Annotated in this window: 16 protein-coding genes; 6 read left to right on the top strand and 10 right to left on the bottom strand. The window is 65.6% G+C overall.

From position 1 onward, the window contains the following. Nucleotides 1-182: 182 nt before the first annotated feature. A complete protein-coding gene (locus EV643_RS43255; RefSeq protein ID WP_133806055.1) occupies nt 183-1,322 on the bottom strand; it encodes an aminoglycoside phosphotransferase/kinase family protein in 1,140 nt (379 codons plus the stop codon). A 907-nt stretch (nt 1,323-2,229) separates the two neighbouring features. Between EV643_RS43255 and EV643_RS43250 the strand changes: the two genes are divergently transcribed. Next, nucleotides 2,230-3,282: a bifunctional nuclease domain-containing protein gene (locus EV643_RS43250; RefSeq protein WP_133806054.1), complete on the top strand. Its 1,053-nt coding sequence runs from the start codon at nt 2,230-2,232 to the stop codon at nt 3,280-3,282. 24 nt (nt 3,283-3,306) lie between these two features. Here the strand turns inward: EV643_RS43250 and EV643_RS44585 are convergent, their stop codons facing one another. The 5 genes from EV643_RS44585 to EV643_RS43230 form a co-directional block, all read right to left on the bottom strand. Further along, complete coding sequence (locus tag EV643_RS44585; protein WP_166665807.1) at nt 3,307-3,483, bottom strand: NUDIX hydrolase; 177 nt, start codon at nt 3,481-3,483, stop codon at nt 3,307-3,309. A gap of 170 nt (nt 3,484-3,653) precedes the next feature. Then, nucleotides 3,654-4,676, bottom strand: coding sequence for a TniQ family protein (locus EV643_RS43245; protein ID WP_133806053.1), 1,023 nt, complete (start codon nt 4,674-4,676; stop codon nt 3,654-3,656). 13 nt (nt 4,677-4,689) lie between these two features. After that, nucleotides 4,690-5,712: a TniB family NTP-binding protein gene (locus EV643_RS43240; RefSeq protein WP_133806052.1), complete on the bottom strand. Its 1,023-nt coding sequence runs from the start codon at nt 5,710-5,712 to the stop codon at nt 4,690-4,692. Further along, nucleotides 5,700-7,790, bottom strand: a complete 2,091-nt coding sequence (locus EV643_RS43235) for a TnsB C-terminal domain-containing protein (RefSeq protein WP_202870067.1) — start codon at nt 7,788-7,790, stop codon at nt 5,700-5,702. The genes EV643_RS43240 and EV643_RS43235 overlap by 13 nt, the downstream gene beginning before the upstream one ends. Beyond that, entirely contained in the window at nt 7,787-8,542 is a 756-nt protein-coding gene (locus EV643_RS43230; RefSeq protein ID WP_133806051.1) for a TnsA-like heteromeric transposase endonuclease subunit, read from the bottom strand. Before EV643_RS43230 ends, EV643_RS43235 begins: the two co-directional genes overlap by 4 nt. A gap of 404 nt (nt 8,543-8,946) precedes the next feature. On the opposite strand from EV643_RS43230, the gene EV643_RS43225 reads away from it, so the two are divergent. Continuing rightward, nucleotides 8,947-9,765 (top strand): LLM class flavin-dependent oxidoreductase, encoded by an 819-nt coding sequence (locus EV643_RS43225; RefSeq protein ID WP_133806050.1) that lies wholly within the window; start codon nt 8,947-8,949, stop codon nt 9,763-9,765. A 370-nt stretch (nt 9,766-10,135) separates the two neighbouring features. Here EV643_RS43225 and EV643_RS43220 read toward each other — a convergent pair whose 3' ends face one another. Next, the gene (locus EV643_RS43220) at nt 10,136-10,540 is read right to left on the bottom strand and encodes a hypothetical protein (protein WP_133806049.1); all 405 of its coding nucleotides are present in this window, start codon (nt 10,538-10,540) and stop codon (nt 10,136-10,138) included. A gap of 56 nt (nt 10,541-10,596) precedes the next feature. Here EV643_RS43220 and EV643_RS44580 point away from each other — a divergent pair, with 56 nt between their 5' ends. Then, entirely contained in the window at nt 10,597-10,764 is a 168-nt protein-coding gene (locus EV643_RS44580) for a hypothetical protein (RefSeq protein WP_166665806.1), read from the top strand. A 91-nt stretch (nt 10,765-10,855) separates the two neighbouring features. Here the strand turns inward: EV643_RS44580 and EV643_RS43215 are convergent, their stop codons facing one another. Next, complete coding sequence (locus tag EV643_RS43215; RefSeq protein ID WP_166665805.1) at nt 10,856-11,326, bottom strand: cupin domain-containing protein; 471 nt, start codon at nt 11,324-11,326, stop codon at nt 10,856-10,858. Between the two features lie 63 nt (nt 11,327-11,389). On the opposite strand from EV643_RS43215, the gene EV643_RS43210 reads away from it, so the two are divergent. After that, complete coding sequence (locus EV643_RS43210) at nt 11,390-11,986, top strand: TetR/AcrR family transcriptional regulator (protein WP_202870066.1); 597 nt, start codon at nt 11,390-11,392, stop codon at nt 11,984-11,986. 174 nt (nt 11,987-12,160) lie between these two features. Beyond that, nucleotides 12,161-12,334, top strand: coding sequence for an LbetaH domain-containing protein (locus tag EV643_RS43205; protein WP_133806046.1), 174 nt, complete (start codon nt 12,161-12,163; stop codon nt 12,332-12,334). A 19-nt stretch (nt 12,335-12,353) separates the two neighbouring features. Here EV643_RS43205 and EV643_RS43200 read toward each other — a convergent pair whose 3' ends face one another. Both EV643_RS43200 and EV643_RS43190 read right to left on the bottom strand, forming a co-directional pair. Beyond that, nucleotides 12,354-13,280, bottom strand: coding sequence for an aminoglycoside phosphotransferase family protein (locus EV643_RS43200; protein WP_133806045.1), 927 nt, complete (start codon nt 13,278-13,280; stop codon nt 12,354-12,356). Nucleotides 13,281-14,053: 773 nt separating this feature from the next. Then, the gene (locus EV643_RS43190; RefSeq protein WP_133806044.1) at nt 14,054-14,473 is read right to left on the bottom strand and encodes a hypothetical protein; all 420 of its coding nucleotides are present in this window, start codon (nt 14,471-14,473) and stop codon (nt 14,054-14,056) included. Between the two features lie 702 nt (nt 14,474-15,175). Here EV643_RS43190 and EV643_RS43185 point away from each other — a divergent pair. Next, a complete protein-coding gene (locus tag EV643_RS43185) occupies nt 15,176-15,580 on the top strand; it encodes an NUDIX domain-containing protein (RefSeq protein WP_133806043.1) in 405 nt (134 codons plus the stop codon). Nucleotides 15,581-15,927: the final 347 nt, after the last annotated feature.

Here is a 15,927-nt window from a genome sequence, read left to right as displayed (position 1 = left end):
ACATCGCCCAACGCCTACGACATCACGCCCGAGACCCCGAAACCATCCTCAACCTGCTCCTGACCTGCTGAAACACGACTATGCCGGGGCCCTGGCAGGGGAGCCGGGCGGGTGCTACGGACGCCCCGCCGCGCCACCTGGCCGGGTCGGGCGAGGCCGTCCCGGTAAGGAACCTCCTGCGGTCATGTCTGATCGCGGACTCGCTGTTCAGGTGCGTAGTGCTGCAACTGCGCGAGCCGCGATTCGACATGATCGGTGCGGTCGGCGGCCCAGGGTGGCCAACCGTCTTCCAGAGTTGGCGTTCTCCCGCTGAGCACCGCTTGGCGATAGTCGAGGCAGCCGAGCCAAAGCGGTTTCATGTGGAGGACACCGGGGAGTCTGTCGATCTCTTCGCCGGTGAGCTGGATGTGTTCGGAGTAACCCCGAACAGCCTCGTCGACGCGTGATAGACCGCCCTCTGCCGCGGTCGTGAGAAGCCAGGCGAGCGCAGGCAGCCGTGGACCGCGCCCTGATCCGGCCCAGCCGACGATGACAAGGCTTTCCGGCGTGCCGACTGCGGACCAGGCGTGGTAGTTGCCGTGGGTCAGGGCTTCGGGAAGGCCTTCAGCATCGTCGGCATTCTCGACCCGATCACGGAGCAGTTCGAAACCATCCCTGCCTTCGGGGGCAACGTCGTCCTCGACGCTCACCAGGAAGTTCATGGCCGCGGCAAGGTCCTCTTTCGGTCGTCCGACATGGACGCCGCCGCCGGATTCGTCGGAGCCGCCAGGCCGAGCGACCGCGCCGTCGGCGGCGGGAAGGCTGTGCAGCCGGCCGAGCAGGCTCCCGAGCTCGTGCTGGATCGCGGCCGCATCGGGACGGCCGCCCTCGACGAACTGGGTCACGATCACGCCGCTGCCGTTGAATACCGACACCGGCTCCTGATGCGCCAAACGTTCGGCAGGAAAGTTGTGCGCGGACAGGAAACGCAGGATGTCCGCATCGCCCACCACCCGGCTGACCTGGTCGGCGGGTGAGGAGAAGATCCGCGCGATCCATGGCGGGCCGTCCTTGCACCTGAGGAGCAGGGTTGCGGGGTAGTGGCCGGGCCACGAGTCGCGCGGCCGCGTGTTGGGGTCGTCGTCGATCGAGGCCAACGAGGTGATCTGAATCCCGTATTGCGCTTCGAGGTGGGCCGTGAGCGCGTCGTGTTCGAACGGGCGATCGTGGATGAACGCCTGTCGCTCGGCGATCTCCAGGTCGACACGTGCTTCGGTGTAGCGCTGCCCTGAACGGCGTGCGTGTTGACGCACTGCCCGCTTGAAACTGCCCTGCTTGGTCATGACAAGCCTCCTCGACGTGTCCTCGCTCCCCAGCAGCGCGACACTCGAAACAGGCCTGGAAAGGTAGCAGCGACCTTGAGGGCAGATTCCCCTTCGCCATCACGAGGCCCGGCTGGGGCAGGTCCTCAGAGGCTGGGCGTCAGTCAACGCCAAACTGATCTTGCTGCAGGTAGCGCCAGCGTGTCAACCACGTCGCCAGCGCCGCTACAGACCTGGAACAGCCGACGACAACCGCCAATCATGAACATGGCAACGTCGACCAGAACCGGTGTTAGCCGACGTCAGACGTGGGTTCGTGGCTGTTGACGGGGTAGCAGTTGTCCGTTCTTGCTGGACATGAGCCACCAAACTACGTCTGCGGGGTGGGTGGCTCAGTTCGGATGAGAATCCGGATTGCCTGTTCTCTCGTTAATCATGAGCCATCTGTGCTTGGCGCCTCGTCGGATGTTCGTGCGGTGCCGGGTGTTGGCGGCCATCGGAATCTGCCCACTCGCGGCCATCAGCGACTACTCGGGGACGGCGATCTTCGTCACGGAACGTGACTAGGGTCTTGGCGTGGACGCGCGGGGGACCATCTCGTTCGGTCCGGCTTGGCGGCGGTCACGATCGGCGCCGGATCCGACGCGGATGGGGAATCCGTCCTCGCCTGCGTGTCGCCGTCGTTTACCGGATCTGCCGATGTGAGGACGTTAGAGCTCTAGCATCGAGACAACCAGCCCCGGACGGTCACCTCAATTTCCTAGGCCACCTGTCAAGCGTCAACCGAGTCACGCAACCAAGCCCCCGGACGACGCGTCTGGGAGCGTCGGTTCCCGTGAGTCTTGAGTTACTGCCGCTGCCGGGGTAACCCGGTTGGGCTGGCGGGTGACTATATGGCGAGCTCAGAAACGCGACAGGAGGTGAGGCCGTGACAGCAGGTCCGGCCGATGCCGTTCTGGTCGCCGCCGCCCGCAAGGGCGATAAGACCGCATTCGCGGAGCTGGTCGACCGGCACTACCCACTGCTGCTGACGATGTGTCGACGAGCCGTCATCGACCCTCACATGGCCGGGGACGCGGCGCAGGAAGCGGTGCTCGACGCGATGCTCGGGATCGATCGGCTCCGCGATCCGGACCGCTTCGGACCCTGGCTCGCCGGGATCGGACTAAACGTGTGCCGGCGCATGCTTCACCGACGCATCCGTGCCGGATGGTCGCTGGACGCGATGCTCGACGCCGGCTGGACGGCCGAGCCCGTTGATCCAGGCGCAGGACCCGACGAGCTTACCGTGGCCGCCCACCTTGTCGCTGTGGTGCGGACAGCGGTGCGTGCGCTCCCACCCGGCCAACAGGCCGCAGCCACCCTCTACTACCTCGACGGCCTGACCTGCGGCGAAGTGGCTGAACACCTTGGCACGTCAGTCGGTGCGGTCAAGGCCCGGCTCCACAAGGCTCGTGCCACGCTGCGCCGCCAACTCGCCCCCGGATGGAAGGAACCGGCCATAATGTCCACCACCGATCAGCTCCCGATGTCGATGCGAATCAGGGATGTCCGTGCCACCGAGCAAGCCGCCGAGCGCCGGCACGTCGTTGTCCTCACCACCGACGACGGAACCCAGAACCTGATGATCTGGATCGGGTCTGCCGAAGCGCTGGCCCTCGCGCGCACCCTAGAAGGCGTGCAGCTGCCGCGGCCCAGTGTCTACCACCTGACCGCCGCCCTGCTCCAGGCTGCAGGCCGCCGCCTGGCCGAGACCCGCATCACCGCGCTGACCGACCAGGTCATCTACGCCCAGACGGTCCTCGACGACGGAGCCGTCGTAGACGCACGTCCCAGCGATGCCCTCAACCTCGCACTCCTCGCCGACGCTCCGATCCACGTCGACCCAGCGGTCCTCCAGGCCGATCAGCGTGCCGACGACCACGAGGATCCAACTGACTACCCCATGGACGCCCGGGCAATCCTGAATGCAGCCACCTAGCTGAGAAAGAGCCTGGTCATGCTGTCACTCCGGCCAGCCGTCCACGACCAGATGGCGCACCTGCTCATACCGGACGTTGGCGAGCACATCGCGAACAGCGAAGGGCCGTAGGTCGGCTGCGGCCACCGCTCCGAGCGGTAGCCATTCCTGAACGAGGTGCCCCTCGCGGCTCTCCACCTCGGTGCTGTCGAGGGTCGCCACAAGCCGAACATCCGCATTGCCGCGATAGGTGCGCGCGCCTCGCTCGCCGAGTGTGAAGCTTCGAGCAGTCGATGTCGTGGACTGGCATCAGGTATCGAGTCAACAAACCTGGGGCTGACAGCGACAACCGGGGCGACTTGCAAGGCGGGAAGAACCCCCACAGAGGCCGCTCACCCTCCGTCATCGCTGCCGTCGCGACATGGTGGCCGCGAGCGGGCAGATTCCAATGGCCGCCGACAGCCAGGCCAGTTCGCGATCGTCGACAAGTCGCCCGCCGCCGGTGCTTGATCAGGTTGGCTGTCGCGCTGACGGGCGATCCACTTCTGCAGTGGTCGGTTCAGTGCGGGGGTTCCGTTGGTGAGCCCGCTTTTCATGACCTGGTTGTAGAAGTGCTCCCGTTCGGCTGCGCCGTCGGAGACGGCGATGCGCAGCCAGTAAGGGGAGACCAGGATGCTGAGAAGGTCGATGACCTCGGGGTAGTAGGCCGCGTAGTCGTGGGACCGGGCGAGCGAGAGTCGTCTCTTTCGCAGCGGCGAGCTCGCTGTCTTGGCTTGTTCGCGCGCGACGAAGTAGTCCATGCGGTTCCAGCGACCGGTGTCGCAGGGGAGGTTGGTTGACCAGTCGATGACCGCTCGTGCGTGTTCGTAGAAGGGCTCGACTCTGCCGCGTCCATGTCGTCGGATCAGATTGCGGTGACGGACTTGGGCTCTGGGGATCTCAGGGAGTTGGGCGACTTCGACTTGGTCGGTGGGGTCGATCACGCCGTGGCCGATCCAGAGGTGGTGTCGCGGGCAGATGTTGTGGTCGGGATGTGCCCAGATCGCGACTGTGGTCTGGATGTTCTTGGCGGCCATGCAGCGCCGGCATGCTGGCTGTGTCCGGTTGGGACGACCAGCTGCGGCTTGCCCGGTGGTGTGCAGATCAGGGTGCTGGGGTCGGATTTCGGGTAGTGCCTGCGCCAGGTGGGCTGTGGGGATGCCGGTAACTGCGGCGAGGACGTCCAGGGAGATGTCGAATCGTCGCTGTAGTCCACGGGTGCCGGTCAGTTCTGGATTGAGGTAGCCGATCAGGTTGCGGCTGTCGAGGTGGTTGGCTTTGGCCAGCCTGTCGACGTAGGACAGGGTGGTCTCGCCCTGGACTGGGGGCAATCGCCGGGGCAGCGGCGGCAGCTTGGAGCGCATCCAGTTGTCCATGGGCAGAGGGATTTCACCGGCTTGAGCTGGAGCGGCGTGCCGACGATTCCGCGGCGTGGTCGATGCGGACCTTGTCCATCACGGCCTCAGTGATTGCCTCGGTCTGGCTCAGGATGGCTCGGATAGCGGAGGCCCGGATCAGGTGGGACAGGCTGCCGATCATGCCGCCGGTGCGTTGGTGCAGGTACTTGGCCGAGGCGACCAGGGAGCCGGGTTCGTGGTGGTGCAGTCGCAGCGTGGCCTCCATTCCGGCGACGAGCTGCTTCCACTCTTCTTGGTAGGGGAAGGGCTCGGTGTTGACCAAGCCGCAACGGCCCGCCAATTGTTTGCCTCGGACGCCGGTGAAGAGTCCGGAGCGTTCAACGTCGATGCCGGCGTAAATGAAGGTCGCGGGTAGATGTTCGGTGAAGTACTTCATGTGGTCGGAGTGGTCCTCGCCGGCGCTGGTCGCCAGGTTGACGTTGTGCAGCTCGTCGACCACGACGATGTCGCAGCGGGCGTCGATGAGGACCTGGCAGACAGCGTCGGCGATGTCGGTGGCGTTGGTCCGAGACGAGATGGGCGGCAGGCCGAGGAACCGCGCGAATTCCATCGCGAGCTTGCGCGGCGATCCCTTCGGTGGAGCCGTCACGTAGACCACCGGGATCCGGTCGGAACCGGGAAACCGGCGGCGGGTGCGCAGTTCGTGGAATCGGCCCAGCTGCTTGATCGCTGTGGTTTTGCCGGTCGCCGCGCCGCCGGACACGATCAGACCTCGTCGGGCTCCGTTCTCCCGCTGGTTCATCAACGTCAGCAGGCGGCCCTCGTTGGTGATCTCCTGGATCGTCGACGTGGAGACCACGACCAGTTCGGCGTGATGGGCGATCCGGGCTTCGTCGTAGTCGACCCGCTCGTCTGCGGACAGTGCTGCCCAGCCATCGTCGTGCAGTAACTCGATCTGTGGCGGATCGGCGTCGACGAATCGTCGCCATCCTTCCAGCGTGGTGGTGGGCTGGCGGCGATCATCTAGCTGGCTGACCTGGGTCAGAACTGCCACGTCTCGGCCTCCTTGCGGGCGTCGAACACCGGCAAGGGGATGATCTTCGCCGTGGGTTCTTCGGGATCATCGATATCGACAAGATGGTCTGGGTGATGCTTGGGCTCTTCGTGCGGCGCCGGTGGCCTGGGCGCGGTCGGTGTGTTGGTGGCGCGGGTGCGGCCAGAGACCCGGCGGTCCCGCTTGGTCGTCTGCGGATCCGCCGCAGGGCCTTGTTCGGCCCTGTCCAACAGGTCCGCTGCTGCCTGGGCGATCTCGGCTTCGGTGGCGGCGTCTTGGCCTCGCTGGGCCAGCACGGTGCGAGCGTGTTGCCAGGCGAGTTCACCAAACGGCACCGGGGTGGTGCTCAGGTGCTTCCAGGGAACGGTGATCCATCCGCCGTCGTGGTGGTTGCGGACCCAGACCCGGGTGATGTCGTAGGGGTCATAGTGAACTTCCCACAGCCCCTTCTTCCGTTCGATGCCGGAATGCTGCCGCCGGTAGGGGTTGAGCGCCTTGGCGTCATAGGTGCGGTGGTTGATCTTGATGCCGTACTTGTTGATCGCGTTCCAGGAGATCGACAAGAGCTCGATAAAGTCGTCCGCGCTCAGCGGGACGGGGACGTAGCCGGCGATCTCAACCAGGGCGGCGTACTGCTCGTTGGGGGTCAACGCTTTGTCCGGTGTGACCGGGTGCCGCAGACCATCGTGAGGCCTGTTTTGCCAGGTCGCGACGATCCATTCGTCCAGCAGGGCTTGGAGTTCGGCGATCGACCAGACCGCGGCCCGCTCAGCGTTCTCGCCACGTTGTTCGACGCTGGAGCCGACATAGCCGGCGACGTACTGGGCGAACAGGGTGCCGACGGAGTCGAAGCTGCGTTCCACCACGCCCTTCTCCCACGGCGATCCCTTGTGGGTGGGCTGGAAGTTGATACCCATCGCCCGGCAAGCGGACTGGAATGTCTGGGAGATATAGGCCTTTCCGTGGTCGCAAACGATCGACTCCGGAACGATCACTGGCCTGGCTGCGGCGTGTTCGAGCCGTTCGTCCACCTCGGTCAGGCGCCGGTGGGGCAGCACGGAGCGAGACATGCGCAAGGCATCCACCCAGCCCGGCCGCATCGGTTCCGGCGTCAGGGCCCGGGCCAGCAACACCGCGGCGTCGACTGCCTTGGTCGTTGGCCGCAGCACGGCAGCCGGGATGGTGCGGGTCGCCAGGTCAACGATCCAGGTCAGCTCGGCCCGATCCACCAACCCGTTGTCCAGGACCACCCGGACATCGATCGGTGTGGAGTCGATCTGCATCCACTCACCGGGACGGACAGCGGTGACCGACCCGAACGGGCCGTCGGGCTGCTTGGCCAGCGATTGCCGGGTCCTGGCTGAGCCGAAGGTGTGTTTGCCCTGGGAAAGCCGGTTCACCAACCGGTAGAACGTCGCCTGCGACGGCAACCCAGGAGCATCGGGTCCGTGATCCGCAGCGAGAATCTGCTCAACCCTGCGGCGCAATCGGGCGACGGTTCCGGTGGAGCGGTTGGTCTCCTCGGCGATGGCCTGCCGAGTCGCCGCGACGATGCGCTCGTCGACCCGGCCCGTCGGCCGGCTAGGTCGGGCCGTCCGCTGATCGACCAGCCCCCACAGGCCTTCGGTCTCGTAGGCGAGCCGCAGCCGCTTGACTGTCGGGAAGCTGACCTTGTGCCCGGCCGCCGCGAGTTCGGCGACCTTCGCAAGCTCCCGCTGCCGCAACGAACACCGGCGCGGGTCGTACTCCGGCTTCGCCGTCGCTGCCGGCTCGTGTTCGGGCGGTAGGCCGGTGAGGATCTCGACGATGTGCCGCTCCCACCAGCGAGCGTGGTCGGCCACCGGCTCCGGGATCCCATCAAGTAGCCCTGAGGGCGGCAATGGAGCCACCTGTCTGGCCGAGGACACCAGTTCGAAGCCGGGATCGCCGAGCAGTTCCGCCAGCGGCATCTCCGAGACGACACCGACCACATCGACCAGCCGGACGGCTGCGCCGGAGACCGTCTCCACGCTGTGAAGCCGGCCGTCCAGCCGGATATCGTCCCCGGATCGGAGCAGCCGCGGACGGGAAACCGTCATTCGGCATCACCGGCGCGGAGCCAGACCATCGACGATCCCGACAGGGGAGCAGACGCCAGATCTGCCTGAAGGACATGCACCCACATCAGATGGAAGAGCGTCGGAAGCACCGCGATCGGATCACCGACGAGCCGAGTACCTTCAAGTAGGGGAGCCGGAGTCTGGAAGACCCGCTGCAGGTCTGTCGCCCGCCCCAGGTGCAGGCAGCGAGGATGGCGGTAGCCCGCCAGCCAGCGCAAGTTCGAGGCCAAGACCTCGTCCAACTTACCGAGGCGCCGAAACTCCCAACCGACGGACTCACAGGCTCGGGCAGTGTTCGCGAAAGCCTCTGCATCGTCGGGCTCGATCCTGTCGTCGGCCCGGACGTCGACCACCACGCCAGTCCCATCGCGCAGCCGGGCGAAGTAGTCCGGTGTATGGATACGAGTCTTCCCACCGCGGCGCCACGACAGCCGGAAAGGCTGCGAGGACAGCCCGACGACAGCAGGATCGAAGTCCAAGACCATCACGTGGTCTCGCTCCAACCACGACTCGAAACCCACATGCTCCGAGATCGTCGAGGACCACCACAGCCCCGAGAAGCTCCGCTGGCCACGGTAGGAGCTGAACTTCCTGACCGGGAGCGCCATCTCGAACGGCACCGTCCAGCCCGACGACAGCGACTCGTCGCGCTCCTGCCCATCCGAACCGACAAAGTGCAGGCCGAAGTCCAATACGGGCGCCGTACGACCCAGCGCCAGAGAACCACCCACCCAGCAACCCCAACCAAGATCACTCGCCGACACGAACTGGCTCAGATTAGTGAGAGAAGTCAGCGAATGGCTCAGGCACGCCGAGAATGGCTCAGATCAACTGAGAGGGGACAGCAGTCGCGAGGTTCGGCGATTGATTCATCTGATGCGATACGCAGGCTAGTAGTTGACATAATGTCCATTATCGGCGCAGTTAACGGAGGTGGATGGGATCGTTCGTCGGGTAGGTTTCCGGGACGGAAGGTGCCCGGTGATCTCGCGATCTGCGGACTGATCGCCGACCACGGCGGTTCATCTCCGATCGAAGTGTCGACGTTCTTGGGCGGGGTTGTCGGATTCCGGGTGGCGGGTTCGTGGATAGGGCAACCGGACCGAACAAGGTCCCAGGCTCAAGGAGAACCACGATGAACGACCAGGCCAGGCGAGCAACCAGACCATTCCGATTCGGGGTCGTTGCGCCGATCGGTTCTGACCTGCCGACGTGGCGAGACCGCGTGCGCCGCATCGCCGACAGCGGTTACTCAACGTTGCTGATGCCCGACGTTCCTACGTGGCAACCAGCAATTGGACCCACGCTGGCAACCGCGGCCGCGCTCGCTGACCTGCGGATCGGCTCGTGGGTCTATGCCGCCGCGCTGCGCGAACCATGGAGTACAGCATGGGAGGCCCACTCACTCTCAGTACTCACGGAAGGCCGCTTCGAAATGGGCATTGGCGCCGGCCGACCCGGGATCGAAGTCGAGCTGGGGCTGCCTGTCGTCTCCCCAGCTGAGCGTCGTGCCAGGATGCGCGAGACCGTGGCCGTCCTGCGTACGTTTGACGGCCCCGATCTGCACACGCCGGTTGTCATGGCGGTGAGCGGACCGAAGTCGCAGGCGCTGGCGCTCGAAGTCGCTGACGCAGTCACGTTCGTACTCTCACCGGAAAATGATCGGGTCGAGACCACGAACCGGGTACGCGACTTTCCTGGGGGCCGGGACATCGAACTCGGCCAGCACGTCGCCGCTGTCGGTGACGGTGTCGCTCCGTTCATGGCGCCGCCCAACCTCGACACCGCGGCGCTTCGCGCGGCCGACTCGCTCGTCATACTTCCGAGTGACCCCGCGGCAGCCGCCGAAGAAATCCAACGACGTCGCGAGGAGATCGGCTTCTCCTACTTCGTCATCGGCGCCGACTTTGCCGACACACTCGCGCCGGTCGTGGCCAAGCTGGCCGGACAGTAGGCGGCGCACGCCTCGCAGGTCAACTAGGCGACAGCGATCGCATCGCCGCTCCCGAACCGGTCTCGTCCGCCTCAGCTAAGCCGGTGCGGACATCCGTTGGTTCTGCTACCCCCTGTTGTCCGCCCTACTCCCGGCTCTTCAACTCCCGTTCCTGCCAGTTTAATCCGACGAGTAGAAGCAGATGAGAGAACTCGTCGCACCCATGAGTCGTGACGTCATCACTCGATTCGTCCGCTGGCACATCCTGCGCCGCCTGAATGAAGAAGAAGGAGACACAAGCCGCGGCACCTTCCTCAGGTCCAAGCAGACCGTCACCGTCGCCATCGACTTCCTCACCTGGCTCCGCGCACGTGAAGTCCTTCTCGAAGAGTTAAGCCAAGGCGACCTGGATGCCTGGCAAGCGGGTGGGCCCACCACACGTGGTATCGCCAGCAGATTCCTGGGTTGGGCCATCAAGTCCCGACTCATCGATCCGGACCTTCGACTCACGCCGCATCGCCGCGGTACAAGCCCCAAGCTCGACGCTCAGGCGCAGACCAAGGCGATCGACGAGCACATCCACAGCACCGACATGCCTGTCAGACACCGAGCGATCGCCATCCTGCTCCTGGTGTTCGGGCAGCCGCTCGAGCGGCTCATCGCTTTGACCTGGGACGACGTCACCCTCACCGACACGCTCGTCACCATCCGCCGGCTCGGCGGAACCGCTGACGTTGAGCTGCATCCGCCGCTCGACGAGCCATTTCGGCAGCTCGCCACCGAACCGCACAATCACCAGACCGCTGCACATCCCAACAGGAACTGGGTCTTCCCTGGCTGCCTTCGGCGCACGTGCCGCGCGCCTGGGAAACGCTCCACGAGCTCACCAAGCTCGCACCCACCGCAATCATCGCCGAAGTCCTCGGCTACTCCCCCGCCACCGTCGAACTCCACGCCCGTGGTTCAGCAGCCAACTACGCCTCCTACATCAAGGCCAGGCTCGACGCCGCTCCGCCCTGAGTTCCGGCACCGACACATGCACCCAACGCAAGCATGTCCGGATGGCCCGCGCGGACCAGCGGACCGCTATCCGCGGCTAGATCGGTGCGCACTAGAACGGTGGGGGTCCAACGATCTGGATGCCGCCGTTCTCCTGGGCGCTCTGCGCAATCCTGGCCATGTCTACGACGCATGCCGACCCGTCAAGGGGCTCGCTGGCGCCGCGGTAGAAGGGCTCGCATTCGCAGGTTGGCTGGATGCCGAGCACCTTGGCGGTGGGGCTCTTGACGATGAAGGCGTGGGGTACGCCCGCGGGCACCATGACGAAGTCGCCGGATCCGATCTCGTGTTCGTCGTCATTGATGCGGTACTGGATCTGCCCTTCGAGCACCCACATGGACTCCGAGACCGGGTGCGTGTGGATCGGAGTCCACTTGCCTTCGACCATGTCGACTTCCCATAGGCCGATGTCCTCGTTGGCACTGCTGAGCTTCCAGGTGAAAACTCCACCGCCGAAGAACCATCGCTTCTCGCCCTCGCCGGCACGTCGGATCACCGGCGCGAGCGTCGTCCTTTCAGTCATCTGACACTCCCATTCATTCATGATACTTGAGTCTTGTAATGAGATTCGCATATCATGAAGACCATGTCAATGGACTACCTGGAGTCGGGTCGCACGCGGCAGAAGCAGCGCACCCGCGACCAGCTGATCGCTGCGGCGCGCGAGCTGATCACCGCGGGCGACACGCCCCGCGTCGAGGAGGTCGCCGAGGCTGCCGGGATCTCTCGCCCCACCGCCTACCGCTACTTCGCGTCACAGGCCGAACTTCTCGCCGCGGCCTACCCGGAGACAGGAGCCGCGTCGGTCCTTCCCGATCCGCCGCCGGAAGCCCTGGACGAACGCGTGGCCGCCGTTGCCGGGTTCGTCATCGGCCGCGTGCAGGAGAATGAGCCGCAGCAGCGTGCGATGCTGCGGCTCTCGCTGGGCGAGGTGCCGCACGAGCTGCCGCTGCGCCAGGGCCGCGCCATTCCGTGGTTCGTCGAGGCGCTCGCGCCCATCGCCGACTCGATCGGCGACGAGAGTGTCCACCGGCTCGCGCTGGCGCTCCGCGCCGCTTGTGGCATCGAGACCCGCGTCTGGCTGAGCGACGTCGCCGGACTAGCGCCCGCAGAAGTCAGCGCCCTCCAGCAATGGATGGTCGACGCCCTCGTCAAACGGGCCCTCGAGACGCCGCCACAGTGACGGAGCCGTGCGCTGCTCTTGGCATGTGAGCGCGATTACGCGTCCAACCTGGACGACCGGGTGATCGCCGGCAGACGACACATGCCAGACCGCGGATAGGCACTCACGGGCTGCGACTCGTCGCTCCTCTACATGTCGCTTCGCCAGTTTTCTGTCGGGAGTTGCATCTAATGCATGAACTCCCGACCCCGCGCGAACGTGGTCGTCACGAGCGGGGTAGCGATCGGCGAGAGGTGCGTGATCGGCGCCAACAGCGTTGTCACGCAGGACATTCCGCCGTACTTCGTCGCGGCGGGCGCACCGGCGAAGGTCCTGCGAGCCGTCACCTACCCGAATGCCCAACCCTGACCACCTCAGTACTGCGGGCTCACGCCGTCAGCAGCTCCACCAGACCGTCGACCAAAGCGATCAGCCGGTCTCGCTCGGCGCCGGTGCGGCCTCTGCGGAAGCCATGACGCCGGCCCCAGAAGGCGGACTGGACGGCGTGTAGTTGAGCCCAGCGTGCGACGCGTTCACGGTCGAGCTCCGCGGACTCGGCGAAGATGTCGAGACTGCGCCGCAACCCGGCGGCCGGGTCTGCAGTGGTGAGGATGGTCAGCGCACGGGTCTTGAGCAGGACGCCCGCGTCGTACGCCGGGTCGCCCGCGTAGCCCTTGGGGTCGACGGCCAGCCACGGTTCGCGGTCGGCTCGCAGGATGTTCCTCGCGTTGAGATCACCGTGGATGAGCACGTCCGGCTGCGCCTGCGCCAGGTCGCGGATGGTCGCCCGGGCGGCATCCACCGCAGCGCGCGACAAACCATGTGTCAGTTCGCGGGAGTCTCGTTCCAGTTGCTCCGCCCAAGCAGCCGCCTGATCCTGCAGCCGAGGTAGGTGCTGTGGCGCCGGGACGGCCAGCCGACGACTGATCCGGCCGGCGACAGCGGCGATCTCGTCCTCGTCGTCGACCATCGCGAGAGTCGTCAGCTGAGCCCGTTCGAGCAGCATCGCGAAATGCTCGTCATCCCGTTCATGCAGTACGACGGCCCCACGGCCGCCCCACGCCACGAACGCATCGGGCTCGAACTCGTTGCCTGGATGAGGAAACGACACCTTCAGTACGACGTCGCCTACGTCCCGCCGCCACGCCGGGACGATCACCCCGACCCCGCCGTACAGCAGCCCGCCTTCCGGCTCGCACTCCCACCGAGCCAGCAGCTCAGCCACCAAGGCGGGCAACCCGGCCAGCCACGCAGTACCGGCCTCGCCTTCGCGCTCGACCGTGGATCGGGCGAAGACCTCCGGTACGTCGATCACCCGAAGCAGGTTACGCGCGGCTGCGTTGAGTGGTGGCGATGCAGGCGAGTACGACCAGGGCAGTGGCCAGGGCGACAAGGGAGAGCTGCTCTCCCATCAGCAGGACGGCCCAGACAAGAGTGATCAGCGGCTAGGCCACCTGGAGCTGGCTGGCCTTGGGTACGCCGATCAGCGCCATCCCGCGGTACCACGCCATGAAGCCGCCGAACTGCGAGATGGCGGCGATGCACGCCATGCCGACAACCGCCTTGCCGGTCAGGTGCACTGGCTCCTGCGGGAGCGCTAGCGCCGTGACAAGGGCCCAGTGTCGGCAGGCCGTGGCTCTGCAACAAGGTGAAGGCGGCCACTGCTACTGCACCGGCCCGGAGCCCGGGGCAACAACGCCCCGGGCTGATCGCCGTCAACTCCCGGCACTCCAACATCCGGCGTTAGCAATTGAACGTCGGGAGCTGCATCTGATGCAGGAACCCCGGGAGGTTCGTCACCGACATTTGTTGCCGGAGTCGGCGGCAGTGCGGTACCACTGTCCGGCCTCGGCCGGATCCCAGCGGTTCTCCAGCAAGGATGCCGAGGTTGTTCATTGCCCTCGTCGGTCCATGCCACGATCATTTGCGTGCTTTCACCACGTCGGCGATCGCCACGAGATTGTAGGCCGACGGCCCCACGTCCCAACGCCACTCCCCGACAGCCGGTCCGCGCGGACACAAGTGCGGGAAGGCGGTTCCACCCACAGAGGTCCTCTCCGATACCAGAGAGGACCTCATGCGGGCGCTTCAGCGGGCGATCTTGCTTGTCGTCCTGACGAGCGTGAGGTTCGAACCATCGTCATTGGAGGTCCAGAGGCCGACCACGACACTGGTGGGGCCACCGGGCAGGTCGATTGTGGCACCGACGGTCGCCGTGTCGGACGCGCCGTTGCACTGACCTACGTTGAGGAATGTGCCTGGGTACGCCGTGGTCCCCGCGTATGGGACCACTGAGACCCATCGACAACCGCTTCCGGCGACTGAGTGGAGCAGGCCCGTGGCCGTGACCGATCGGCTGGAGAAGGTGACGCTGCCCGTGTAGTAGCTGGCGCCGTAGGTCAGGTTGAAGGGTTTCGCTGCCGTTTCGGCTGCCTGGGCGGGCGCGGCAACCCCGATCGTCCCAAAAGTGGCTACCAGGCCGACGCCAGTCGCAACAATTCGTCGCATATGTACTCCTTGGAGTTGTTCATTGGTCGCAAGAAGTCTGCGGCCGTCGAACACGACAGCGGAAGCCTTTTGCAGCTTGTGGCAACGCCGATGCAGGGAAGGTGGCGGTAGCTACTCGGTGAGCAGGACGAGGTCGAGGAGACCCTGTTTAGCTCCTTGCGCTGATCAAGTTGGTCGAGCTGGTCCTGGCAGGCCGAGGACGACGAGATCGAGTCCGTGATGGAACGGTTCGGCTGAGACGACTGACCTGCTACTCCCGTCACTCCAACATCCGGCGGTACCGGCTAAATCGCAAGCAGGTTCCTCGGCTGGGCCATCAAGTCCAGACTCGTCGATCGGGACCTCCGGCTCACGCCGCATCGTCGCGGCACGAGCCCAAAGCTCGACGCCGAGGCACAGACCAAGGCGAACGACGACCACGTCCACGGCTCGGTGGGACCGCGGACATCGGGCTTCATCCGCCCATCGACGAGCCCTTCCGCCGGCTCGCTGCCGAACCCCAGAACCACCAGACGGCTGCGCACCCCAACAGCAACTGGCTCTTCCCCGGCTACCATCGCGCTGCACGCCCGAGGTTCCGCGGCCAACTACGTCAACTACATCAAAGCCAGACTCGACGACGCTCGGGGCTGATCGTCCAGCATCGCCGTACGCCGGGCGCCCAACGCGGCATGAGAGTGCGTTCGCGCCTAGTGTGCCACCATGGTCGCCCAGATTCCGATCTCAGTCGCTGTACTTGTGCGCGACGGTCTCGTGCTCCTGGTGCATCGCCACCCATCGCGTCGGTGGTATCCCGACTGCTGGGACCTCGTCGGCGGGCATGTCGAGGCGGGCGAGTTGCCTCACCAAGCCGTCAGTCGGGAATGCCTCGAAGAACTCGGGGTCCACGTCCACGACCCCGTACCCATCCCGATGACGGTCAGTGACCCCACCCTCGACATGCACGCGTTCCTCGTCACGCGCTGGGTCGGGGAACCTGTCAACGCCGCACCGGAGGAGCACGACGATCTTCGCTGGTTCCGGCCCAGCGATCTCGCAGACTTGAAGATGGCCCACCCGGCCAGCCTGTCGAGCCTCCTGAGCGCCGTTCAGGTCGCAACCGATTAGCCGCTACGAACCCTCCGCTCATCGGCATGTCGGTGCGTCTCGCCCAACCCGGGCGCGGGCGGTTGCCGGGCAGGCCATCGACGTCAGCCCCGAGTCGGGACCCATTGAGCCGCGACGCGTCGTTCCTTTACATGTCGCTTGGCCAGTTCCACTGCCTCGTATTACACAGAAGGTCAGTTGGAGCGCGAGCGCCACACAGCCGCATCCTGCGCCTCGTGCTCGCCATCGAGTCCCTCGGCCTCCCCTGTGGGGTGTTGACCGTCGTTTGCGATGACGACGTGGGGGTTGGTGTCCGTCGCTGACGTTTCAGACGTTGGCTGAGCGCCGGCGTGCGTGTCGATCTTTGT

Origin of the sequence: Kribbella caucasensis, from assembly GCF_004361855.1 — a bacterium.
Lineage (GTDB): Bacteria > Actinomycetota > Actinomycetes > Propionibacteriales > Kribbellaceae > Kribbella > Kribbella caucasensis.
This window is presented reverse-complemented; position numbering and strand designations above follow the sequence as displayed.